Annotated in this window: 20 protein-coding genes and 1 tRNA gene; 19 read left to right on the top strand and 2 right to left on the bottom strand. The window is 70.8% G+C overall.

Annotation, left to right across the window (positions count from 1 at the left end; genetic code table 11):
• Window positions 1-173 precede the first annotated feature (173 nt).
• The 8 genes from ACFPIH_RS14320 to ACFPIH_RS14285 all read left to right on the top strand — a co-directional run bounded on the left by ACFPIH_RS14320 (window position 174) and on the right by ACFPIH_RS14285 (window position 12,836).
• A complete protein-coding gene (locus tag ACFPIH_RS14320; RefSeq protein ID WP_381171683.1) occupies window positions 174-773 on the top strand; it encodes a small secreted protein in 600 nt (199 codons plus the stop codon).
• Window positions 774-813: 40 nt separating this feature from the next.
• The gene (locus ACFPIH_RS14315) at window positions 814-2,340 is read left to right on the top strand and encodes a DUF7059 domain-containing protein (RefSeq protein WP_381171681.1); all 1,527 of its coding nucleotides are present in this window, start codon (window positions 814-816) and stop codon (window positions 2,338-2,340) included.
• A gap of 410 nt (window positions 2,341-2,750) precedes the next feature.
• A complete protein-coding gene (locus tag ACFPIH_RS14310; protein WP_381171679.1) occupies window positions 2,751-2,948 on the top strand; it encodes a hypothetical protein in 198 nt (65 codons plus the stop codon).
• Between the two features lie 346 nt (window positions 2,949-3,294).
• Window positions 3,295-6,126 (top strand): type I DNA topoisomerase, encoded by a 2,832-nt coding sequence (gene topA / locus ACFPIH_RS14305; RefSeq protein WP_381171677.1) that lies wholly within the window; start codon window positions 3,295-3,297, stop codon window positions 6,124-6,126.
• Between the two features lie 134 nt (window positions 6,127-6,260).
• Window positions 6,261-9,614: a dTMP kinase gene (tmk, locus tag ACFPIH_RS14300; protein ID WP_381171675.1), complete on the top strand. Its 3,354-nt coding sequence runs from the start codon at window positions 6,261-6,263 to the stop codon at window positions 9,612-9,614.
• 126 nt (window positions 9,615-9,740) lie between these two features.
• Window positions 9,741-10,946, top strand: a complete 1,206-nt coding sequence (locus ACFPIH_RS14295) for a DNA polymerase III subunit delta' (RefSeq protein WP_381171673.1) — start codon at window positions 9,741-9,743, stop codon at window positions 10,944-10,946.
• 131 nt (window positions 10,947-11,077) lie between these two features.
• Window positions 11,078-12,655 carry an alpha/beta hydrolase gene (locus ACFPIH_RS14290; protein WP_381171671.1) on the top strand — a complete coding sequence of 526 codons (1,578 nt, stop codon included), beginning with the start codon at window positions 11,078-11,080 and terminating at the stop codon, window positions 12,653-12,655.
• Window positions 12,656-12,762: 107 nt separating this feature from the next.
• Window positions 12,763-12,836: transfer RNA gene (locus tag ACFPIH_RS14285), tRNA-Thr, on the top strand.
• 96 nt (window positions 12,837-12,932) lie between these two features.
• Here the strand turns inward: ACFPIH_RS14285 and ACFPIH_RS14280 are convergent.
• Both ACFPIH_RS14280 and ACFPIH_RS14275 read right to left on the bottom strand, forming a co-directional pair.
• Window positions 12,933-14,132 (bottom strand): tyrosine-type recombinase/integrase, encoded by a 1,200-nt coding sequence (locus tag ACFPIH_RS14280; RefSeq protein ID WP_381171669.1) that lies wholly within the window; start codon window positions 14,130-14,132, stop codon window positions 12,933-12,935.
• Entirely contained in the window at window positions 14,132-14,893 is a 762-nt protein-coding gene (locus ACFPIH_RS14275; RefSeq protein ID WP_385876862.1) for a helix-turn-helix domain-containing protein, read from the bottom strand. Before ACFPIH_RS14275 ends, ACFPIH_RS14280 begins: the two co-directional genes overlap by 1 nt.
• Window positions 14,894-14,923: 30 nt before the next feature.
• Here ACFPIH_RS14275 and ACFPIH_RS14270 point away from each other — a divergent pair, with 30 nt between their 5' ends.
• The 11 genes from ACFPIH_RS14270 to ACFPIH_RS14220 all read left to right on the top strand — a co-directional run bounded on the left by ACFPIH_RS14270 (window position 14,924) and on the right by ACFPIH_RS14220 (window position 21,889).
• Window positions 14,924-15,196: a helix-turn-helix transcriptional regulator gene (locus ACFPIH_RS14270; RefSeq protein WP_381171665.1), complete on the top strand. Its 273-nt coding sequence runs from the start codon at window positions 14,924-14,926 to the stop codon at window positions 15,194-15,196.
• Window positions 15,197-15,341: 145 nt separating this feature from the next.
• The gene (locus ACFPIH_RS14265) at window positions 15,342-16,337 is read left to right on the top strand and encodes a bifunctional DNA primase/polymerase (RefSeq protein ID WP_381171663.1); all 996 of its coding nucleotides are present in this window, start codon (window positions 15,342-15,344) and stop codon (window positions 16,335-16,337) included.
• Complete coding sequence (locus ACFPIH_RS14260) at window positions 16,334-18,409, top strand: hypothetical protein (protein WP_381171661.1); 2,076 nt, start codon at window positions 16,334-16,336, stop codon at window positions 18,407-18,409. Before ACFPIH_RS14265 ends, ACFPIH_RS14260 begins: the two co-directional genes overlap by 4 nt.
• Before the next feature lie 344 nt (window positions 18,410-18,753).
• Window positions 18,754-19,560, top strand: coding sequence for a DUF5131 family protein (locus tag ACFPIH_RS14255; RefSeq protein ID WP_381171658.1), 807 nt, complete (start codon window positions 18,754-18,756; stop codon window positions 19,558-19,560).
• Window positions 19,561-19,630: 70 nt separating this feature from the next.
• Window positions 19,631-20,005, top strand: coding sequence for a hypothetical protein (locus ACFPIH_RS14250; protein WP_381171656.1), 375 nt, complete (start codon window positions 19,631-19,633; stop codon window positions 20,003-20,005).
• A 67-nt stretch (window positions 20,006-20,072) separates the two neighbouring features.
• Window positions 20,073-20,447 carry a helix-turn-helix domain-containing protein gene (locus ACFPIH_RS14245; RefSeq protein WP_381171654.1) on the top strand — a complete coding sequence of 125 codons (375 nt, stop codon included), beginning with the start codon at window positions 20,073-20,075 and terminating at the stop codon, window positions 20,445-20,447.
• Window positions 20,444-20,668: a hypothetical protein gene (locus ACFPIH_RS14240; protein WP_381171652.1), complete on the top strand. Its 225-nt coding sequence runs from the start codon at window positions 20,444-20,446 to the stop codon at window positions 20,666-20,668. The genes ACFPIH_RS14245 and ACFPIH_RS14240 overlap by 4 nt, the downstream gene beginning before the upstream one ends.
• Window positions 20,665-20,847, top strand: coding sequence for a hypothetical protein (locus ACFPIH_RS14235; protein WP_381171651.1), 183 nt, complete (start codon window positions 20,665-20,667; stop codon window positions 20,845-20,847). The genes ACFPIH_RS14240 and ACFPIH_RS14235 overlap by 4 nt, the downstream gene beginning before the upstream one ends.
• A complete protein-coding gene (locus ACFPIH_RS14230) occupies window positions 20,844-21,209 on the top strand; it encodes a hypothetical protein (protein WP_381171648.1) in 366 nt (121 codons plus the stop codon). Before ACFPIH_RS14235 ends, ACFPIH_RS14230 begins: the two co-directional genes overlap by 4 nt.
• Window positions 21,206-21,400 carry a hypothetical protein gene (locus ACFPIH_RS14225; protein WP_381171646.1) on the top strand — a complete coding sequence of 65 codons (195 nt, stop codon included), beginning with the start codon at window positions 21,206-21,208 and terminating at the stop codon, window positions 21,398-21,400. Before ACFPIH_RS14230 ends, ACFPIH_RS14225 begins: the two co-directional genes overlap by 4 nt.
• A 15-nt stretch (window positions 21,401-21,415) precedes the next feature.
• Entirely contained in the window at window positions 21,416-21,889 is a 474-nt protein-coding gene (locus ACFPIH_RS14220) for a hypothetical protein (protein WP_381171644.1), read from the top strand.
• Window positions 21,890-21,903 lie beyond the last annotated feature (14 nt).

Below are 21,903 nucleotides of genomic sequence, written 5' to 3'. Positions count from 1 at the left end.
CAAAGGGCGGGCGGGCGGCGCGGATTGACGCGCCGTCCGCCCGGCGCGTTGTGGGGGCCGTCCCGCCCGTGAGCCTTCTCTCCCGTGGGGCAAATAGCCCCAAAAGTAGATGGAGTGGACATTCGGCCTGGGGTTGTCGCCCGCTTGGCGTGTATGTTCCGGGGCCGAGAGCCATGGAAGGGACCAAACCGGTGAACAAGAAGCTCGCGGCCGTACTGTCCGGCGGTGCGGTACTGGTACTGGCGCTGACCGGATGCGGCGGTGACGACGGCAACAAGGAGCTCGACGCCTGGGCCAAGAAGGTCTGTGACGCGCTGCCCGCCCAGGACGCGAAGGTCGATGCCGCCAACGCCGCCATCAAGCAGGCCGCCACCGACGACAACGCTCCGGCGAACGTCCAGAAAACCGACTCACAGGCGTTCCAGGACATGTCCGACGCCTACGCGGCGCTCGCCCAGGCGGTCCAGAAGGCCGGTACGCCGCCGGACGTCGAGGGCGGTGAGAAGAAGCAGAAGGACGCCGTCACGGCGCTCACCACGCTCTCCACCTCCTACGCGGACCTGAAGAAGCAGGTCGACGAGCTGAACATCAAGGACCAGGCGAAGTTCGCCGACGGCCTGGCCGACATCGCCACCCAGCTCGGCACCCTCAGCAAGACCGGCAACACCGCACTGCAGAACCTGGAACAGGGCGACGTCAAGAACGCCATGGCCGAGCAGGACAGCTGCAAGAAGGTCGCCGCGTCGGCCTCGGCGCGCGCCACGACCAGCTGAGGGGGAACCCCGGCAGGGGCTTACGGGACACAATGGGGGCGTGAGTAACTCCACCTCGTCCCCGTCGCCCCTGCCCTCCGCCGACCGTCCCGAGGTCGCCGCCCGGCTCCGCGAGGCACTGCTCGCCGCCTCCTTCACCGCCGACGGGCTGCTCGACCTGCTCGGTGCCCCCGCGTACGCGGCGCTCGCGCGCAGCGAGACCGTGCCCGCGTTCCGGGCGACCCGCGGGGACACACCGCTGGAGACGCTCGCCCGGCTCTTCCTGCTCCAACAGCCCGTGCCGCACGCGCGCGTGGAGCGTTTTCTGCCGGTACACGCGTGTGTGGAGAGCGGCTGGCTCGTGCGCGTCGGCGCCGGCGAGGTCGCCGCGACCGTGGACGTACGGCCGTACGGCGGACCGGACGGCGAGGACTGGTTCATCGTGTCCGACCTGGGCTGCGCGGTGGGCGGCGCCGGCGGCATCGGCAGCCACGACGAGAGTGTCGTACTCGGCGTGGGCGGCGCGTCCACAACCCTCGCCGGGATCACCGTCCGTACGCCCGTCTCCGCCGCCCTCGACCTCGGCACCGGCTCCGGGATCCAGGCACTGCACGCGGCCCGGCACGCCACGCGGGTGACGGCCACCGATCTCAACCCCCGCGCGCTGCACATCACCGCACTCACCCTCGCCCTGTCCGGCGCCCCGGCCGCGGACCTGCGCGAGGGCTCCCTCTTCGAGCCGCTCCGGGAGGACGAGACGTACGACCTGATCGTCTCCAACCCACCGTTCGTGATCTCGCCGGGCGCCCGGTTGACGTACCGGGACGGAGGGCTGGGCGGGGACGATCTGTGCCGCTCGATCGTTCAGGGAGCGGGGGAACGACTGAACGAGGGCGGGTTCGCGCAGTTCCTCGCCAACTGGCAGCACGTCGAAGGGGAGGACTGGCAGGACAGGATCAGGTCATGGGTGCCGCGCGGGTGCGACGCGTGGATCGTGCAGCGTGAGGTCCAGGACGTCACGCAGTACGCGGAGCTGTGGCTGAGGGACGCCGGTGACCACCGCGGCGACCCGGCCGAGTACCAGGCGCGGTACGACGCGTGGCTGGACGAGTTCGAGGCGCGCAAGGTGAAGGCCGTCGGCTTCGGCTGGATCACTCTGCGCAGGACGGCGTCCGCCGAGCCCGTCGTCACCGTGGAGGAGTGGCCGCACCCGGTCGAGCAGCCGCTCGGCGACACGGTCCGCGCGCACTTCGAGCTCCTCGACTATCTGCGGTCGCGCGACGACGCGGCCCTGCTCGCCGGGCGCTTCCGGCTGGCCGGGGAGATCGTCCAGGAGCAGGTCGGCATGCCCGGCGCCGAGGACCCGGAGCACGTCGTGCTGCGTCAGCACCGCGGGATGCGCCGCGCGACCAAGGTCGACACGGTCGGCGCGGGCTTCGCGGGCGTCTGCGACGGCTCGCTCAGCGCGGGCCGCATCCTGGACGCCATCGCCCAGCTCGTCGGCGAGGACCCGGTGCTGCTGCGCGACCGCACGCCGGCCCAGATCCGCCTGTTGGTGGAGCAGGGGTTCCTGGAACCGGCGGAGTGAACGCGCCGGCGTCCGGCTCGCCCGAGACGTGAAACCGGCCAACATCCGTCTCCTGTCGCACCATGCGCCCCTCCGACGAAATGGCGGACAAGAAGCACGTCGGCCGCGCGAGCAACAGCGCTGATGTCGTCGGTCGAGCAAGGACGGCCGGAAAGACATCCGTGCCGGTGTCGGTGTGAGGCGCGTCGCAATCCGGTGGTGTCTGGTGGTGCCCGGTGAGGTCCTGTGCGGCACGGGGCGGGTGGTGACGGGGGCATGATCGACGACCGGTCGGGCGGAGCGGGCCGGCGAGCCCCCGCTCCCACCCGGAGACCTCGCGTTCACCTCGGGTTCGCCGGGGCGCCGCCCGTGCGTGTCAGCCTCCCGGGGCGGGGGCATGCGAGGGCGGAAGGTAAAGGGGCGGGGAGATCATGGAAAGCGGGCCTGCGATCTTCGCGGGATTGGTGTTCGCCCTGTTCGGAGGCGCGCTGCTGGTGTGGACCGCGGTCCGGGTGCGGCACCGCCAGCCCGTCGCGCAGGGCGTCGGCCAGGTCGCTTCGGCGACGTTCGCGACGCTCGCCGGAGTGCTCGCGCTGGCCGTCGGAGCGTGGTGCTTCACCCGTCTCTGACGCCGCCCGCGATGCGTCTCCGATCCCCTTTCGCATCCGCTGTGGATCCGTCTCGGATCTGCCTTCGGACCCGTCTCCGGAACCCTGCCGGAGCCCCTGTCCGCACCGTCTGAGCAGGGCCGCGCCGGTAAAAGAGTGGTCGCGTTCCGGTCCGGCACAAAGGACCGGTCGACACTCCGGGCGGCAGGAATGGCGGTAGTCGGGTTACCGTTCGAGTGGCCGTTGCGGGCTTTTCCCGTTTGACACGGGGGCGGGATGTACCGTCACACTCCGCAGCGTCACCATGACCCGACCCCGGGAGCAAGGCCTGGGGAGGCCCCAGCGTCGACCGGAGAGAAGAGCGAAGTTGTCCCCGACCAGCGAGACCGCGAAGGGCGGCCGCCGACTCGTGATCGTCGAGTCGCCTGCCAAGGCGAAGACGATCAAGGGTTACCTCGGCCCCGGCTATATCGTCGAGGCCAGCGTCGGGCACATCCGTGACCTTCCCAACGGCGCCGCGGAGGTGCCGGAGTCGTACACCGGCGAGGTGCGCCGCCTCGGCGTGGACGTCGAGCACGACTTCCAGCCGATCTACGTGGTCAACGCCGACAAGCGGGCGCAGGTCAAGAAGCTCAAGGACCTACTCAAGGAGTCCGACGAGCTCTTCCTCGCCACCGATGAGGACCGCGAGGGCGAGGCGATCGCCTGGCACCTCCAGGAGGTCCTCAAGCCGAAGATCCCCGTCAAGCGGATGGTCTTCCACGAGATCACCAAGGACGCGATCCGGGCCGCCGTCGCCAACCCGCGCCAGCTCAACCAGAAGCTCGTCGACGCCCAGGAGACCCGTCGTATCCTCGACCGCCTCTACGGCTACGAGGTCTCGCCGGTCCTGTGGAAGAAGGTCATGCCGCGTCTGTCGGCCGGCCGTGTGCAGTCCGTCGCGACCCGGCTCGTCGTGCAGCGGGAACGCGAGCGCATCGCGTTTCGTTCTGCTGAGTACTGGGACCTGACGGGCACCTTCGCGACCGGCCGCGCGGGGGATTCGTCGGATCCGTCGTCGCTGGTCGCCCGCCTCCAGGCCGTCGACGGCAGGCGGGTCGCGCAGGGCCGCGACTTCGACTCCCTGGGACAGCTCAAGAGCGAGAACATCCTCCACCTCGACGAGGCGAACGCCCGCGCCCTCGCCGCCGCCCTGGAGAACACCCGCTTCGCCGTCCGGTCCGTCGAGTCCAAGCCGTACCGCCGCTCGCCGTACGCCCCGTTCCGTACGACGACGCTCCAGCAGGAGGCCAGCCGCAAGCTCGGCTTCGGCGCCAAGGCCACCATGCAGGTCGCGCAGAAGCTGTACGAGAACGGCTACATCACGTACATGCGTACGGACTCCACGACGCTGAGCGACACCGCCGTGGCCGCCGCCCGTGCGCAGGTCACGCAGCTGTACGGCGCCGACTACCTGCCGGCCCAGCCGCGCACGTACGCCGGGAAGGTCAAGAACGCCCAGGAGGCGCACGAGGCGATCCGCCCCTCGGGTGATCGTTTCCGCACCCCCGCCGAGACGGGCCTGACCGGCGACCAGTTCAGGCTCTACGAGCTGATCTGGAAGCGGACGGTCGCCTCCCAGATGAAGGACGCGACCGGCAACAGCGTCACGGTGAAGATCGGTGGCACCGCGGCCGACGGCCGGGACGTCGAGTTCAGCGCCTCCGGCAAGACGATCACCTTCCACGGCTTCCTGAAGGCGTACGTCGAGGGTGCCGACGACCCGAACGCCGAGCTGGACGACCGCGAGCGCCGGCTGCCGCAGGTCAACGAGGGCGACGCCCTGTCCGCCGAGGAGATCACGGTCGACCGGCACGCCACCAAGCCCCCGGCCCGCTACACCGAGGCGTCGCTGGTCAAGGAGCTCGAAGAGCGCGAGATCGGCCGCCCGTCGACGTACGCGTCGATCATCGGCACCATCCTCGACCGCGGCTATGTCTTCAAGAAGGGCACAGCGCTCGTCCCGTCGTTCCTGTCCTTCGCCGTCGTCAACCTCCTGGAGAAGCACTTCGGGCGGCTCGTCGACTACGACTTCACCGCCAAGATGGAGGACGACCTCGACGCCATCGCACGCGGCGAGGCCCAGTCGGTGCCGTGGCTGAAGCGGTTCTACTTCGGTGAGGGCGCAGGCAAGGGCGGCGCGGCGGACGCCGGCAACGGCGACGGCGACCACCTCGGCGGCCTCAAGGAACTGGTGACCGACCTGGGCGCGATCGACGCGCGCGAGGTGTCGTCGTTCCCCGTGGGCAGCGGCATCGTGCTGCGGGTCGGCCGCTACGGCCCGTACATCGAGCGCGGCGAGAAGGACGCGGAGGGCCACCAGCGCGCGGACGTGCCCGAGGACCTGGCCCCCGACGAGCTGAGCGTCGAACACGCGGAGGAACTGCTCGCCAAGCCGAGCGGCGACTTCGAGCTCGGTGCCGACCCGGAAACGGGCCACCAGATCATCGCCCGGGACGGCCGCTACGGCCCGTACGTCACCGAGGTGCTCCCCGAGGGCACCCCGAAGACCGGCAAGAACGCCGTCAAGCCGCGTACGGCCTCGCTGTTCAAGTCGATGTCGCTCGACACGGTCACGCTCGAGGACGCCCTCAGGCTGATGTCGCTGCCGCGCGTCGTCGGCGCCGATGCCGAGGGCCAGGAGATCACCGCTCAGAACGGCCGCTACGGGCCGTATCTGAAGAAGGGCACGGACTCGCGCTCGCTGCAGACCGAGGACCAGCTCTTCACGATCACCCTCGAAGAGGCGCTGCAGATCTACGCCCAGCCCAAGCAGCGCGGCCGGGCCGCCGCCAAGCCGCCGCTGAAGGAGCTCGGCCAGGACCCGGTCAGCGGGAAGCCGGTCGTCGTCAAGGACGGCCGCTTCGGGGCGTACGTCACCGACGGGGAGACCAACGCGACCCTGCGCTCCGACGACAGCGTCGAGGCGATCACCCCGGAGCGCGGCTACGAGCTGCTCGCCGAGAAGCGCGCGAAGAGCCCCGCCAAGAAGACGGCGAAGAAGGCGCCCGCCAAGAAGGCCACGACGGCGGCGAAGAAGGCGGTCCCGGCGAAGAAGACGGCCGCCAAGAAGACCGCGGCGAAGAAGACGACGACGGCGGCGAAGAAGACCACGGCGGCCAGGACGTCGTCGTCCTCGGCCCCCGCGTCGGAGGACTGACTCCGGTCACCGTTCCTCCACAGCGGCCACATCGGCTTCGCGATGCGAACGCCCCGGCATCACTTTGGTGTCGGGGCGGTCGTACGTCCGGGCGGGCGCTCTTGACTGTCAGTCGCTGCCGATAGGCTGAAAGCATGACGCGAGCCGAGCAGCCGACGGCCGACCACCCGGCACCCGACGAGACCCTGGTGGCGGACTCCCGCGAGCGCGCCGTGCGCGCCCTGCTGCGCGAGCCGCAGCTCAAGCGGTTGTGGAGTGCGCAGCTGGTGGGCGGAGTGGGTGACGCCCTCGCCCTTCTGGTGTTCGTCCTCCTTGTCCTCCAGGCGGCCATCGCCGAGGGCTCCTTCGGAGGCGGCTACCGGGGCGTGGCGTTCGCAGTGGCGACGGTGTTCGCCGTACGCATTCTGGCCACTGTGCTTTTCGGCGCGGTCCTGCTGGGCCCGCTGACCTCGCTCACCTCCCCGGACGGCCCGCTCGACCGGCGCTGGACCATGGTCGGAGCGGACGGGGTGCGCGCCGGGCTGCTGATCGTCGCGCCGCTGTGGATCGACTGGACGCCGGACGACGCGCTGGCGCTGCTGCTCGTCACCGTCTTCGTGACCGGCGTCGCCGAGCGCTTCTGGACCGTGGCCCGGGAGAGCGCCGCCCCCGCCCTGCTGCCCACCCCGCCCCTGGAGGGCGCGACGGTACGGCCGCTGCCGGACCACATGGACGCCCTGCGCCGACTGGCGCTGCGCACGAGTTTCCTGGCGATCCCGCTGGGCGCCGTCACCCTGGTCGTCGCCGCATTGTTCAACAATCTTCTGGGTGCCGGTATCGAGTGGTTCGCCCAGCACCAGGCAGCCCTCCCCTCGTACGTCGCAGGGGGACTGTTCGCCGGATCCCTGTCGGTGGTCGTCTTCCTGGAACTGCCCGCGACGCGCACCCCGCGCGCGAGGTCGCCGCTGGAGGGACTGCGCCGCCCCAAGGCGGCCACGGGCGCCGACGCGGGCCGCACCGGCGCGATCCCGCTGCTGGTCCCCGCCTGCGCCGCCGTCGCCGGGGCGATCGCCGCTGCCGTCGCCGTATCGGTGCTGCACGCCAAGGACCTGGGCGGCGGCCCGGTGCTCTACGGCCTGTTGGTGCTGGCGCTCACCGGCGGAGTCGTCATCGGCATCCGTACGGCGCCGAAGGTGCTGGTGGCGCTGTCGCGGCGCCGGCTGCTCGCGCTGGCGATCGCCTTCACCGGCGTGGCCCTGCTGGCCGCCGGGCTGGTCCCGGACGTCACCAGCGTGCTGCTGATCACCGGCCTGGCCGGCGTCGGCGCGGGCGTCGCGGCCAACACCGGACACGCGCTGCTCGACCAGGAGACCGAGGAACACCGCCGCGCACGGATCACGGAACACCTGCACGCGGTGGTCCGGGTCTTCGTGGCGCTGGCCGCGCTGGCCGCCCCGCTGCTCGCGGCGCTGATCGGCCCGCACCGGCTGGAGAACGGCAAGTTCGTGTTCGCGCACGGCGGTGCCGCGTTCACCCTGATGCTGGTCGGCGCCCTGCTGCTGCCGGTGGCCGCGCTGGTCCTCGCCAAGGTCGACGACCGTTCCGGCGTCCCCCTGCGCAACGACCTGCGGGACGCGCTGCTCGGGGGCGACGACCCGGCGCAGGCCCCGGCCGCGACCGGCTTCTTCATCGCCCTGGAGGGCGGCGACGGCGCCGGCAAGTCCACCCAGGCCGAGGCGCTCGCCGAGTGGATCAGGGCCAAGGGCCACGAGGTCGTCCTCACCCGTGAACCGGGTGCCACGCCGGTCGGCAAGCGGCTGCGCTCGATCCTCCTGGACGTGTCGTCCGCCGGTCTGTCCCACCGCGCGGAGGCGCTGCTGTACGCGGCGGACCGCGCGGAGCACGTCGACACCGTCGTACGGCCCGCCCTGGAGCGCGGCGCGGTGGTGATCACCGACCGGTACATCGACTCGTCCGTCGCCTACCAGGGCGCGGGCCGCGACCTGTCCCCGACCGAGATCGCCCGTATCTCGCGCTGGGCGACGAACGGCCTGGTGCCGCATCTGACGGTGCTGCTCGACGTCGCCCCGGAGACCGCCCGCGAGCGGTTCACGGAGGCGCCGGACCGACTCGAGTCGGAGCCCGCGGAGTTCCACGCACGCGTGCGTTCCGGGTTCCTCACCCTGGCCGCCTCCGACCCCGGCCGCTACCTGATCGTCGACGCCGGCCAGGAGCCCGAGGCCGTCGGCAGCGTCGTACGCCACCGGCTCGACCGGATGCTGCCGCTGTCCGAGGCCGAGATCAAGGCCCAGGAAGAGGCACGCAAGAAGGCCGAGGAGGACGCCCGCCGCAAGGCGGAGGAAGAGGCCGCCCGCAAGGCCGAGGAGGAGCGCCTGGAGCGTGAGCGCCAGGAGCAGCTCGCCAAGTTGCGCGCCGAGGAGGAGGAGCGCAAGCGGCGCGAGCTGGAGGAGGCGCAGCGCCGCGAGGCGGAGCGCCAGGCCGAGGAGGCCCGGCTGCGCGCGGAGGAGGCACGCAGGCGTGCGGAGGAGGAGCGGCAGCGGCTGCTCGCCGAGGAGAAGCTGCGCGCCGAGGAGGAGGCCCGCCGCCAGGCCGAGGAGACGCGGCGCAAGGCCGAGGAAGAGGTCCGGCGCAAGGCGGAGGAGGAGCGGCGCAGGGTCGAGGAGGAGCGGCTCCGTAAGCAGGCCGAGGAAGAGGCCCGACGGCGTGCCGAGGCCGAGGCACTGCGGCTGGAGAAGCAGCGCAAGGCCGAGGAGGCGCTGCTGCGGGCCGAGGAGGCACGGCGCGCCGCGGAGCGGGCTGCTGCTGCGGCGCAGCTGAGGCCGAAGCAGACGCCTCCGGCGGCTGGACCGGTGGGATCGGCGGGATCGGGTGGATCCGGCGGACCCGGTGGCTCGGCGGGAGCGGGTGGATCGGAAGCGATGACCGTGCCGACCCCGATGGTGAAGCCGGAGGACGCGGCGGGCCGGCGGCCGGTCGAGGAGACGACCGTGCTGCGTCGGGTGCGGACGCACAAGGACCCGGAGGACCAGGCGAGTCCGGCCGACCGGGCGTCGGACCGGGCGGACTCCGAGGACTCGGCGGACGCTCCCCGCTCGTCCGGGAAGACGTCGGATTCCGAGGCGACCGCGGAGCTGCCGCAGCCGTCGGTGCCGCCCGCCGGGGCGGTCGACGAGACGGCCGTACTGCCGCCCGTGCCCCCGGCCGGTGCCGCCGACGAGACGGCGGTACTGCCGCCGGTGCGGGGCGAGAGGCCCGCGGACCGGGTGCCGCCCGGGTACTTCCGTGAGGAGCGCGGCGGAGCGGAGCATTCCGAGGACCGTACGCGCGAGCTGCCGCAGGTCGACGAGGACGGCACACCGCGTCGGCGGCCCCGGCCGGACTGGGCCGAGGAGACCCCGCTGGACGACCTGCCGACCCTGGCGGACGAGCTGCTGGGCCCGCACGGCGAGGACGACGGGCACGACGAGGGGCGGGGCCGGCGCCGCTGACGGCGGGGGCGGGCCGCATGGACCTCGGGGGCGGGCCGTGTGCGGGTGACGCCCGTTGTCAGTGGCGGCCCGCACAATGGAATCCGGCACCGTCGGGCAGGACGAGATGAAAGGGCGGGGTGACCGATGACCGTGTGGGACGACCTCGTCGGGCAGGAGAAGGTGAGCGAGACGCTGGCCGGCGCCGCCCGGGACGCCGACGCGCTCGTCACCGCGATCGCCTCCGCGACCCCGCCGCCCGAGGCGTCGAAGATGACGCACGCGTGGCTGTTCACGGGCCCGCCCGGAGCCGGCCGCACCCAGGTGGCGCGCGCCTTCGCCGCCGCGCTGCAGTGCGTGAGCCCGGACCGTGCGCTCGGCGGAGCCCCCGGCTGCGGCTTCTGCGACGGCTGTCATACGGCGTTGATCGGCACCCATGCCGATGTCACCACCGTCGCCGCCGTGGGCACGCAGATCCTTGCCGAGGACATGCGCGACACGGTCCGCAAGTCCTACACCTCGCCCGCCACGGGCCGCTGGCAGGTGATCCTCGTCGAGGACGCCGAGCGGCTGAACGAGAAGTCCGCCAACGCCGTCCTCAAGGCGGTCGAGGAGCCCGCCCCGCGGACGGTCTGGCTGCTGTGCGCGCCCTCCCTGGAGGACGTGCTGCCCACCATCCGTTCCCGCTGCCGCCACCTGAATCTGCGGACGCCCTCCGTCGATGCCGTGGCCGACATGCTCGTACGGCGTGAGGGCATCGAACCCGCCGTGGCCGCCGCGGCGGCCCGCGCCACCCAGGGCCATGTCGACCAGGCCCGCCGCCTGGCCACCGAGCCGGCCGCGCGCGAGCGCCGCGCCGCCGTGCTGAAACTCCCCCTGCGCGTCGAGGACGTGGGCGGCTGCCTCAAGGCCGCGCAGGAGCTGGTGGACGCGGCGGCGGAGGACGCCAAGGCGCTCGCCGAGGAGATGGACGGCAAGGAGACCGAGGAGCTGAAGACGGCGATGGGCGCGGGCCAGGGCGGCCGGATGCCACGCGGTACGGCGGGTGTGATGAAGGACCTGGAGGACAAGCAGAAGCGCCGCCGCACGCGCACCCAGCGCGACAGTCTCGACCTCGCGCTCACCGACCTCACGGCCTTCTACCGGGACGTCCTGGCGCTCCAGTTCGGCTCTCGCATCGCCATCGCCAACGCGGACGCCGAGGACACCCTGGAGCGTCTGGCGCGCGGCAGCAGCCCGGAGGCCACCCTGCGCCGCATCGAGGCGATCGGCGCGTGCAGAGAGGCCCTGGACCGCAATGTGGCGCCGCTGCTGGCGGTGGAGGCGATGACGATGGCGCTGAGAGCGGGCTGACGGGCGTCTGCCGTCACCGTGGGCCCAGGGGCGAGGGGCGAGGGGTCAAGCGTGGGCTGACGGCGTCACTCATCCGTGGCGGTATGTGTACGCAGGGCGTTCACCCGATCGCCCAGAGTTACGCTCGCTGGATGTACACCAGGCGCTCCCCCCACAGGTCCCGTACCGGCGTCACCCTCGCTTCTCTCGCCCTGCTGCTGGCCGCCGTCCCCGCCTGTTCCTCCGGGAGCGGGGCGAGCTACCCGGGCACGGCGGCGGTGCGGGCGGAGCTGGCCGCGCTGCCGAAGGCGACGCCGTCGGCGCTCACTCCGTACTACACGCAGAAGCTGCACTGGCGCTCCTGCGGCGTCCCCGGCTTCGAGTGCGGCACGCTGAGGGCGCCGCTGGACTACGCCCGTCCGGACGCGGGCGACCTCCGGCTCGCCGTCTCCCGCAGGAAGGCGACGGGCCCGGGCAAGCGGCTCGGCTCCCTGCTGGTGAACCCGGGCGGCCCGGGCGGCTCGGCGGTCGGCTACGTCCAGGCGTTCGCCGGCATCGGCTACCCGGCCGAGGTCCGCGCCCGCTACGACATGGTCGCCGTCGACCCGCGCGGCGTGGCCCGCAGCGAGCCCGTGGAGTGCCTGGACGGCCGTCGGATGGACGCGTACACGCAGACCGACAGCACCCCCGACGACCGCCGGGAGACGGACGAACTCGTAGACGGGTACAAGCAGTTCGCGGAATCCTGCGGCGCGCACTCGGCGCGGCTCCTGCGGCACGTCTCCACCGTCGAGGCGGCCCGTGACATGGACATCGTGCGGGCGGTGCTGGGGGACGCACGGCTGACGTACGTGGGGGCGTCGTACGGGACGTTCCTCGGGGCGACATACGCGGGCCTGTTCCCGGATCGGGTGGGCCGGCTGGTCCTGGACGGCGCCTTGGACCCGTCGCTGCCCGCCCGGCGCCTCAACCTGGAACAGACGGCGGGCTTCGAGACGGCGTTCAAGTCGTTCGCGAAGGACTGCGCGCGGCGGCCGGACTGCCCGCTGGGCAGGAAGGAAGCGGAGGTGGGCACGCGACTGAAAGCATTCTTCACCAGGCTCGACGCACATCCCGTCCCCACCGGCGACGCGGCCGGCCGCAGGCTCGGCGAGGCGCTCGCCACCACCGGAGTGATCGCGGCGATGTACGACGAGAGCATGTGGGAGCAGTTGCGCGAGGCGCTGACCTCAGCGATGAAAGAGAAGGACGGCGCGGGCCTCCTCGCCCTCTCCGACAGCTACTACGAACGCGACGGCGACGGCGACTACTCGAACCTGATGTCCGCCAACGCGGCCGTGAACTGCCTGGACCTCCCCGCCGCCTTCGCCACTCCCGACGAAGTGGAAAAGGCACTCCCGTCCTTCGAGAAAGCCTCCCCGGTCTTCGGCGAGGGCCTCGCCTGGGCGTCTCTGAACTGCACGTACTGGCCGGTGCGGCCGACGGGGGAGCCGCACCGCATCGAGGCGAAGGGCGCCGCCCCGATCGTCGTCGTCGGCACCACCCGCGACCCGGCGACGCCCTACCGCTGGGCCCAGTCCCTCGCCCGCCAGCTCACCTCGGCGCGCCTCCTCACCTACGTCGGCGACGGCCACACCGCCTACGGGCGCGGCAGCGCCTGCATCGACTCCACGATCAACGCCTACCTCCTGCGGGGCACCCCTCCCGCACCGAAGAAACGCTGCTCATAGCCCTACGGCCACCCCTGGAGCGGGCCCCTCCGGGGGTGGTTCGGAGCACCCCCGGAAACTGTGTAGACTTACCGACGTTGCTGATCGCACCATAGTGTGCACAGCGCGCCGCCTTAGCTCAGATGGCCAGAGCAACGCACTCGTAATGCGTAGGTCTCGGGTTCGAATCCCGAAGGCGGCTCAGAGGCAAAGTGGCTGGTCAACAGCCTAACGCGATGGCCCCCCGACAAGATCATGTCGAGGGGCCATACACATTTAGTACACGTCACTTTGATCGCTACGCGTCGGTGAGCGAAGCATCCGCCAAAGCCAGTGCGACCTTTCGACCCGCGTCGAGCGCGTCGGCGACCTCGTCCAGCCGGTCGGGGAACAGATGGCCGTAGACGTTCAACGTCATCGACGCGTCCTTGTGTCCGAGCATGGTCTGCACGACTTTCACATCGGCGCCGGCCGCGATGGCGAGAGAGGCCGCCGTGTGCCGCAGCTTGTGCGGCGTGACGCCCATGCCTTCGAGGCCCGCCTCCTTCACGGCCGGATCGAACACCCTCGACCGGAAGTTCGCGTACCTGAGCGGTCCGCCCTCGGGCGCCGTGAACAGCAAGTCGTCCGACTTCCGGCCGACGCCCAGACTGCCGAGCTCGTCGGCGAACGACCGGGGGAGAGGCACGCTGCGCTTCTCGTGGTTCTTCACCGGACCGAGGGCGAGGTGTCCGCTGACGTCGGTGTAGTTCTGCACGATCCGGATGCGTCGCTGCGGCACCTGCAGCCGGCCTACCTTCACGGCGGAGGCTTCCGCCCACCGGATCCCGCAATACCCCAGGGTGAGGATCAATAGCCGGTACTCACCCGCCGCCAGGGCCAGTTTCTCCAGCTGGCTGTACGTGAGGTAGACGTGCTCGTCCTCGTCGTCCGGCCGCGGCAACTCGTGGTCGTGGCACGGGCTCACCGAGATCCGCTTCGAGAACACCGCATGCTTCATCACCATCGACAGCACCCGGTACGCCTTGATGATGCGCGCCGCGCCGATCACTCGCCCGGATTTGCCAGGCTTCGTCTCCAGCTCGGTCAGCCATGCGTCGACGTCCTCCCACGCGACGGCCGCGATCTGCCAGTCACCCCACTTCGGGATGACGTAGTTGTCGAGCAGGTCCCGATAGTCGCGCTTCGTGGTCCGGCCGATCTTCCGTTTGGAACCGAACCACTCCTCGGCGACCACCTTCACCGCGGCCTTCCCCGACTTCGGGTCGCGGTACGAGCCCTTGTCGAGGCGGGCCGTGATCGCGTCTTTCTCGGCCTCGGCCTGCGGCAGCTTGGCGAACGTCTTCGCCTTCGGTTTCGCGTCCGGGCCGTACCACCGCACCCTCCATCGGCCCGGGGGCTGCCGCTTGCTGCCCTCCTTCTTCGCGGCCTGCCACTTCTCCACAGCCTGTTGATAGTCGGCGTGATTGGCCCGGTCCTCGATCCACACGCGTGCCATCAGCTTCCCCCTGCCTGCGTCCGCCGGCGGGTCCGCTCCTCGGCCAGCCGATCCAGCTCGGTCAGCAGCCGATCGACCGCACCCCTCGTGGTGGCCATCTGATCTTCGAAGGCATCGTCGGCCGCCTTGCCGCCAGCCATGCGGATGAGCCGCTCGACCTGAAACGTCACGGCGTCAGCATCACGGCTCGCCGGATTCTCACGGACGCGCCGCAGTTCGAGCGGCAGGGTGACTGCGTCGTACTCCTGGCGGAGTTGCCAGTACTTCCGGTCGAGTTCGTCTTCCCACTCGTCGTCGTCCGGGCCCACGACGATCTCTGACGGGCTTACGCCGTAGTCGCTGGCGGGCGACAAGCCACGGATCCACCGCCACGCGGTCCGCGCTGTTAGTCGGCGCTCGCTGGTCAGGTCGACGGGGCCGTCCCCCCACTCGGGGGGCAGGAGCAGCGAGATCGGGCTCGTGTTGAGGACGACCGCGAGTGCGACCAGGTCGTCGACGGTCACCTGCCGCTGCTGCTTCTCGATCTTGGCGATGGCCGACGGGGTGATCGGCCGGCCGACCTCACTCAGCTCGCCCGACAGCGAGTAGATCGTCTTGTTGCGGGTCTTGCGGAGCCGCTCGACGTTCTTGGCTACGGCCTCTGCAACCGGTCCGTACTGGGCTGCGGGGCGCGGTCGGCGCTTCTCGTCGGTCATGACCAACAGGGTATGGCGCGCGAGTGTCCATTTCTGTCCCTGGGGTGCTACCTTCGTCTCTGTCACGTGTTCACTGTATCTACTACGGTGTTCAATGTGAACACTACGAAGGAGATAGTGATGGCCGACAAGGTCGAGAAGGCCACGAAGGTCGAGAAGGCCGCAGAGGACACCTTGCTCACACCCCGCGAGGTGCACGAGAAGTACGGCTTCAGCCCGCAGACGCTGGCCAACTGGCGGTGGACCGGCATCGGGCCCGACTACATCAAGCAGACCCCCGGCAAGGGCGGCCGCATCAAGTACCGCCGCAGTGCCATCGAGGCATGGCTGAGCGCCCAGACCGTCAAGACCGGAGGCGCCGCAGCATGACGACCAACGCAAAGACCCGCCGGAGGGAAGCCGGCGGGTCTCAGGAAGTCCTCTTTGGCGGCGGGACTGACACCACCGTACCGCCTTTGCCCGTCGTACGACCCATCGTTCTCACCACGCGGGGACGAGTCGAGTTCACCGGCCGATGCCCGCACTGCGGCGGCTGGCACCGCCACATTCACCTCGGTGTCGTCAGCACACCCTGCGGGCGCCGCTACAACCTCACTCCCGCCCGGCGGCGACGCGCCAGGAGGGACGCGTGAACTACGGTCCCACTCGTGCCGCCTGGCTGCGCGCCCAGGAAAGCGCACACCAGGCGGCACAACGTGGCCTGAACGTCTTTCCGATCGGCCGGGCCAAGCTCCCCGCGATCCGGTCTCCTCACCGTGACGACCCGCCAGGCACACCGCCCTGCCGCGGAGCCTGCGAACGTCTCGGGCACGGCGTGCACGATGCGACGACCGACCCGAAGCGCCTCGACGAACTGTTCGACGCAGCGCCCTACGCCACCGGATACGGGATCGCCTGCGGCCGCGGTAACGAGCCGCTCCTCGGTGTCGACCTCGACCGGAAGAACGGCGTCGACGGCGTCGCATCCCTCGCCACCCTCGCCGAGCAGCACGGATTCACCGTGCCCGAGACGACCGTCATCGCCACCCCGTCCGGCGGCGAACACCGATGGTTTACCGGCCCGGCCGGCGCCCCGGTCCGTAACAGCGCGGGCAAGCTCGGTCCGGGGATCGACGTCCGCGGGTACGGCGGATATCTCGTCGGCCCCGGGTCCTGGACTCCCAAGGGCATCTACCGGTTCGCCGAGCGACACCCCGCCGCTGAACTCCCCGACGCCCTGCTCTCACTGATGCTCCCTCCGCCGGAGCCACGCCGTACCCCGATCCACGTTCCCGGTCCACGGCGCGGTGCCGTCCTGGTCGGCCTCGTCAAGTTCGTCTTGGACGCACCCGAGGGCGAACTGAACACGCGGCTCTACTGGTCGGCCTGCCGGGCGTACGAGACGGGCGTGGACGCCAACGCCATCAGCCGCGCCCTCGTCGATGCCGCCGTCTCTCTGGGCCACCCCGAACGCGCCGCCGAGCGGACTGTCAGCAGCGCCAGAAACGCACCCGTGAGGAACAGCGCATGAGCACAGATGAGAAGGCCCGCGAGTTCCTCCAGGACAACGGCATCGACGTTGACCAGCTCGACCAGTGCCCGCTCGGTACCCCCGAGGAGGCCGTCAAGCAGCTCGACGCGATGGGGGACGGCGAGCGGCTCGACGGCATCGGCGAGTTGGTGGCGTGGCTGGCCGGACGCGGCGAGATCGAACTCCAGCGATACCGGAAGGCGATCGTCGAAGCGAAGCTGATCGGTCCCGGAGACTGGCGCTCCCTCGCCTCGGAGGCCAAGAAGCGACGCGTCACGGAGATCCGGACGGCGGTCCGCTCGGACTGCCCGTACACCGCCGAGAACGGGTGCCTGTACCTGGCCACACCGGACGGCGGTCAGATGCTCCTCGCCCGCTTCGTTCCCGAGGTCGTGGCGCAGGTGATCCGGGACGACGGTGCCGAGATCACCACCCTGATCAAGATCCGGGTCACGCGGCCCGGCGGTCACCCGGTTGAGGTCGAGGTGCCCGCAGAGCGGCTCCCCCAGGCCCGGAGATGGGCCGCGCAGGCAGTCGGCGCGCACGCGGTCATCACCCCGATGTCCCGCGACGAAGCCCACGTCGCCACGGCCGCGCAGTACCTCGGCGACGGCCAGTGGTCCAGCCAGACCACTTATGCGCACACCGGGTGGAGGGCGGACATCGACGGCACGTGGCGGTTCCTCACCGCCTCCGGTGCTCTCGGTGCGGATGGTCTGGACACGTCCGTCACCGTCGATCTGGGGACGGAGCAGTTGAACATGTACGCGCTGCCCGACCCCACCGCGGTGGACGTCGAGGTGCTTGTCGAAGCGGTCCGCGCGTCGGTCGCCCTGCTCGATGTGGCGCCGCTGAACGTCACCGCGCCGATGCTCGGGGCCGCCTACCGCGCGCCGCTCCCGCTGCTCCCGGAAACCAGCACATTCCTGGTAGGTACTTCCGGATCAATGAAAAGCGCGATGTCCGCCACGGTGCAACAGCACTACGGGCGTGGGCTCGACGCCAAACACTTCCCCGCGAACTGGACGTTCACCGGGAACGCGCTGGAGTCCCTCGCCAACCAGCTTGCGAACGTCCTCCTCATCATCGACGACTACGCGCCGCAGTCCGCAGACGACCCGCGGCGGCTGGCCATCGCGGCCGACCGCATCTTCCGTGGCTCGGCGAACAGTGCTGGACGCGGACGTCTGCGCCCGGACGGGACCCCCCGCCCCGCACGTCCGCCGAAGGCTCAACTCGCGGCGACCGGTGAGGACGTGCCGCCCGGTGAGTCTCTGCGGGCCCGGCTGACCATCGCCAACGCGGACGCGATCGACGCCGTGAAGCTGACCGATGCGCAGCAGCGGGGGGCGTCTGGGGTGTACGAACTCGCGATGGCCGGGTACGTACGTCATCTCGCAGCCGAGTTGGACGCGGACGACGGGTACGCCGATCGGCTGCGGGAGCAGATCGCCGAGCGGCGTACGGAGTTGGCCAGGGCCACAGGCGGGCATGCCCGGGTGCCTGAAGCGACGGCCAGTCTGCTGACGGGGTTCCGCCAGTTCCTCACCTTCGCGGTCGAGGTGGGCGCGTTCACGGCCGACGAAGCGGCGGCGCAGATGGAGAAGATCAAGGCCGCGCTCCTTCAGGTGGCCTTCGAACAGGCCGCCTACGTCAAGGGCATGTCCGTTGCCGAGGTCTACCTGCGGGCGCTACGGGCTGCCCTGGCCGGCGGGAGCGCGTACCTGGCCGATCAGGAGACGGGGCGCGAGCCCGCCAGGCCGGAGAAGTGGGGGTGGGAGTCCCACACGGGCGAGTACCGCTCCAAGGGGAAGCGCATCGGTTGGATCTCCAGCACCGGTGACGTCCTCCTGCATCCGGATGTGGCGTTCGAGGTGGCACGGGATCACGCCGGGCGCTCGGCCGAACCGCTCGCCACCACGAAGGTCACGATCCACAAGCGGCTGAAGGAGGGCGGACACCTCGCGTCCACCGGTGAAAACGAACGGCCGACCGTGAGGCGAAGGATCGTCGGCGGGAACACGCGCGTGCTGCACGTCCACGCCGACCGGATCACCGGAGAGAGCGCGTAATGCGTTCGCCAGTGCTCCCCCCTATGCCCGGAGAAGTGGGAGCAGCGGGAGCGGCGGGAGCGGGATCCATGTTGCCGCAGGTCAGCAGCCCACTGAACCGCTCCCGCTTTCTCCTCGGCGCTGGGAGCGGGAGCGGAGAAGACCGGGAGCAGCGGCCCCGCTCCCACTTCTGCTCCCACTTCTGCTCCCGATTCGCCCCAGTGACTGGGAGCAGAAGAGACGTCCCCTGGCCTGCGGATGTGACCGCCGCTCCCGCCGCTCCCGCTTTTGCGCACGACACCCCACCCCATAGGCGAAACAGACTCCGGCTGTCGACCGGCGGCCGGCCAACGAAGGAGAACACCGTGACCGACACCACCATCGAGTGGGCCACCAAAACGTGGAACCCCACCCTCGGCTGCACCCGCGTCAGCCCCGGCTGCGACAACTGCTACGCCATCCCCGAAGCGTGGCGGCACATGCACGCGTCCAACCCGAAGGTTGCCGCCGCGTACGCCGGAACCGCACACAAGGTTGACGGCCGCACCGACTGGACCGGCCGCATCAACCTCCTCGACGGCCGCCTCGACCAGCCCAAGCACTGGCGCAAGCCGGAGCGGATCTTCGTCAACAGCATGAGCGACGTGTTCGCCGCCCGCGTCCCCGTCGACTACGTCACGAAGATCTGGCGCACCATGCAGGACACACCCCGGCACACCTACCAGATCCTCACCAAGCGCCCGGAACGCGTGGCTCGGGTCCTGGACAAGGTGCACGCCGAACTCGGCCTCACCCAGCCGCTGGCGAACGTGTGGCTCGGCACGAGCATCGAGTCCGACGAGTACGTCCGCCGCGCGGACGCCCTCAGGCAGGCGCCGGCCGCCGTCCGGTTCATCTCGGCGGAGCCGCTCCTCGGCCCGCTCCCGTCCCTCGATCTCCAGCGAATCGACTGGGTGATCCTCGGCGGGGAGTCCAAGTCTGGCGCCCGCCCGCTGGAGGTCGACTGGATCCGGGATGTCGTCGACCGGTGCCGTACGAGCGGTGTCACGCCGTTCGTGAAGCAGCTCGGCACGGTGTGGGCGAAGGCGAACGGGGCCGCGGACAAGAAGGGCGGCGAGCCGGACGACTGGCCGGAGGATCTCCGGGTCCGCGAGTTCCCGGCAGCAGCGTGACCGAGACGACGACGGCCGGCCCCGCAGCTATCGGGGCCGGCTACCCAAAGCAGACCACGAGGAGACTCCGGTGACCAAGCGCACCCTCACCCACGGCCAGCCCGACGCAATGGCCGACGACATCCGCGACCACCAATACGCCATCCTCCAGACCCGCGTGGAACGCGTCCGACGCCTGCGCAGGGGCATCCTCTGCCAGGACCCGGACGGCTGCACCAAGCCCGCGACACTCGCGACCTTCGCGGTGGAAGAAGTCGTCATCGACGGCGACGACACCGGCTTCGTCCTGGCCAAGACCGAGGACGGGATCCCGAAGGGCGTCGTTTCCTGCGACGCACACCGCTGCGCGGCAACCCACGAGTTGTACTACGCGCTCACGGAACGGCTCCGGCCGGACGGCATCAACGCCCACGACGTGCTCGGCCAGCACCTGAACTGGCACTGAGCCGTCCTCGCCCGGTCGTCCACGCGGCGGCCGGGCACCGATCGACACCCCTCGGAGGTGACCAAAAATGTCCGTAACTGACCTGGACCGAAAAGCACAGGCCGCCGCACTCCTCGCCCGAGGAACCAGCACCGACAAAACCGGCGAACAGGTCGGCGTATCCGGGCGCACCATCCGCCGCTGGCGCGAAGACCCCACCTTCGAGGCCGGCGTACAGAGCGCGCGGCGCGCAATCCTCGCCGAAACCGCAACCGCCCTCGGAGCCGCAGCCCGAGACGCCGTACACGTCCTCGGCGCCGCCCTCACCGACGACTCTGCGGCCATCCGCGTACGGGCCGCCCTGGGCATCCTCGGCGCGCTGCCTGCGGTGTCGGAACACATCGAGCTGGAGCAGCGCCTCGCCGCGCTGGAAGTGTCCATCACAGGAGGGAACGCAGCATGAACCGTCGCCTCAACGGGCGCTTGGAACGCCTCGAACGACACCTCGGCACCACCCCCGACTTGGACGCCGAGACCGCCCTGTACGGGCCGCGACGGTGGTCCGTTCCCGGCTATCGCTGCTACGCCCAGGACGCCCCGAACGGGGCCCGGCTGGCGGTCGTCGGGGCGGCCGGATCGGTCGTGTACGAGGTGGTCGGCGTCAGCCTCGGGAGCCTCTCGTGAGCCGGGGTCGGCTGCAGGCGCGGCTCACACGGCTGGAGCAGGGCACCCCCGAGGCCCGTCGGCTCGGCGCCGAGGTCCTCGCGCTGGTCGACGAGTACCTCGCCGATGGCGGCGACCCGGCCGAGCTGCTGGAGATGTTCGGCCTGGCGGAGAACGCCGAGGAGGTGAAGCCGGCATGAGCTCTCGAAGCCTGCGCGCCCGCCTCGACCGGCTCGGGATCACGGCCGTCACCACCGGTGTACCCGAGTGCCGGTATCACGGCGTGCACTGCCAGTTGGGTGCGTACTGGCCGCTGGACCGGGCGGTCGTCGACTCCACCGGGGTGCAGATGGACGAACTCCTCGACCTGATCGCCCAGGGGCGCCGTAAGGCCGGGCTCCCCGTCGCCCCGCACCCGCGCGAGCTGTGGGCGGTCAACGCGCATGAGCGGGTCCCGGAGGCGGAGATCGCCCAACGGAACCGCGAGACGGCCGCGCTGATCGCCGAGGCGAAGGCGAAGAACGCGGTCATGGAGGCGGAGATCCGGGGTGAGCGGCCGTGACCAGTCATGTCGAGCAGCAGATAGCCGCCCGGATCGCTGCGGCCCGTCGCAAGGCCGAGGAGCAGCAGCAGCGCCGCGCCGAACTCGCCGCCGCACGTCAGGCCGGGCTCGCCCGACGGCACGCGGCCAAGCTCCGCCGCAGCGCCGCGACCGCCCTCGACAACACCACCCTCAGCGCCTCCGGCGCCTGATCGAAGGAGAGCACCATGACCACCCACGTACACATCACCGCCGAACAGTTGCCGGAGCAGCTGCGTCCCCTGCTCGCTGCGTTCGTCGAAGCCCAGGGCGCAGCACGGACCGCAGCCAACGACTTCCGGATCGCGGGCATCCGCGACAAGCACATGCTTCAGGCCCCGCTCGACGACGCCAACCGGACGGCCGCCGCCGCACACGTGGCGCTGCTCGAAGGGACCAGGGAGCAGCCGGGGGTGATGCGGGAGTACTCCCACGCGAAGTTCGCCGCGGCGGTGGAGCGGGCCCGCGAACACCTCCAGGCCGCCGAGGCAGAGCTGCGGGCGGCGGCCGGGCACGCCGCAGTTCACGGCAGCGTGCGGGACGGCAAGCCGTGCGTGAACTCCGAGCGCGGCATGGAGTCGCAGGGCAGGAAGGCGGCGTTGTTCGCCGTCGGCCTGGTCCAGGAAGCGGCGGGTCATCTCCCCGACGCAATCGACAGCTGACACCAAGGAGAACG

The organism is Streptomyces vulcanius, from assembly GCF_042653945.1.
Classification (GTDB): domain Bacteria; phylum Actinomycetota; class Actinomycetes; order Streptomycetales; family Streptomycetaceae; genus Streptomyces; species Streptomyces mangrovi.
This window is presented reverse-complemented; position numbering and strand designations above follow the sequence as displayed.

Excerpts from the sequence above, each read along its gene's own strand:
- ACFPIH_RS14320 (WP_381171683.1), top strand. The coding sequence starts at position 174 with ATGGAAGGGACCAAACCGGTGAACAAGAAGCTCGCGGCCGTACTGTCC.
- ACFPIH_RS14310 (WP_381171679.1), top strand. The coding sequence starts at position 2,751 with ATGGAAAGCGGGCCTGCGATCTTCGCGGGATTGGTGTTCGCCCTGTTC.
- tmk (WP_381171675.1), top strand. The coding sequence starts at position 6,261 with ATGACGCGAGCCGAGCAGCCGACGGCCGACCACCCGGCACCCGACGAG.
- ACFPIH_RS14295 (WP_381171673.1), top strand. The coding sequence starts at position 9,741 with ATGACCGTGTGGGACGACCTCGTCGGGCAGGAGAAGGTGAGCGAGACG.
- ACFPIH_RS14290 (WP_381171671.1), top strand. The coding sequence starts at position 11,078 with ATGTACACCAGGCGCTCCCCCCACAGGTCCCGTACCGGCGTCACCCTC.
- ACFPIH_RS14280 (WP_381171669.1), bottom strand. The coding sequence starts at position 14,132 with ATGGCACGCGTGTGGATCGAGGACCGGGCCAATCACGCCGACTATCAA.
- ACFPIH_RS14265 (WP_381171663.1), top strand. The coding sequence starts at position 15,342 with ATGCCCGCACTGCGGCGGCTGGCACCGCCACATTCACCTCGGTGTCGT.
- ACFPIH_RS14260 (WP_381171661.1), top strand. The coding sequence starts at position 16,334 with ATGAGCACAGATGAGAAGGCCCGCGAGTTCCTCCAGGACAACGGCATC.
- ACFPIH_RS14245 (WP_381171654.1), top strand. The coding sequence starts at position 20,073 with ATGTCCGTAACTGACCTGGACCGAAAAGCACAGGCCGCCGCACTCCTC.
- ACFPIH_RS14240 (WP_381171652.1), top strand. The coding sequence starts at position 20,444 with ATGAACCGTCGCCTCAACGGGCGCTTGGAACGCCTCGAACGACACCTC.
- ACFPIH_RS14230 (WP_381171648.1), top strand. The coding sequence starts at position 20,844 with ATGAGCTCTCGAAGCCTGCGCGCCCGCCTCGACCGGCTCGGGATCACG.
- ACFPIH_RS14220 (WP_381171644.1), top strand. The coding sequence starts at position 21,416 with ATGACCACCCACGTACACATCACCGCCGAACAGTTGCCGGAGCAGCTG.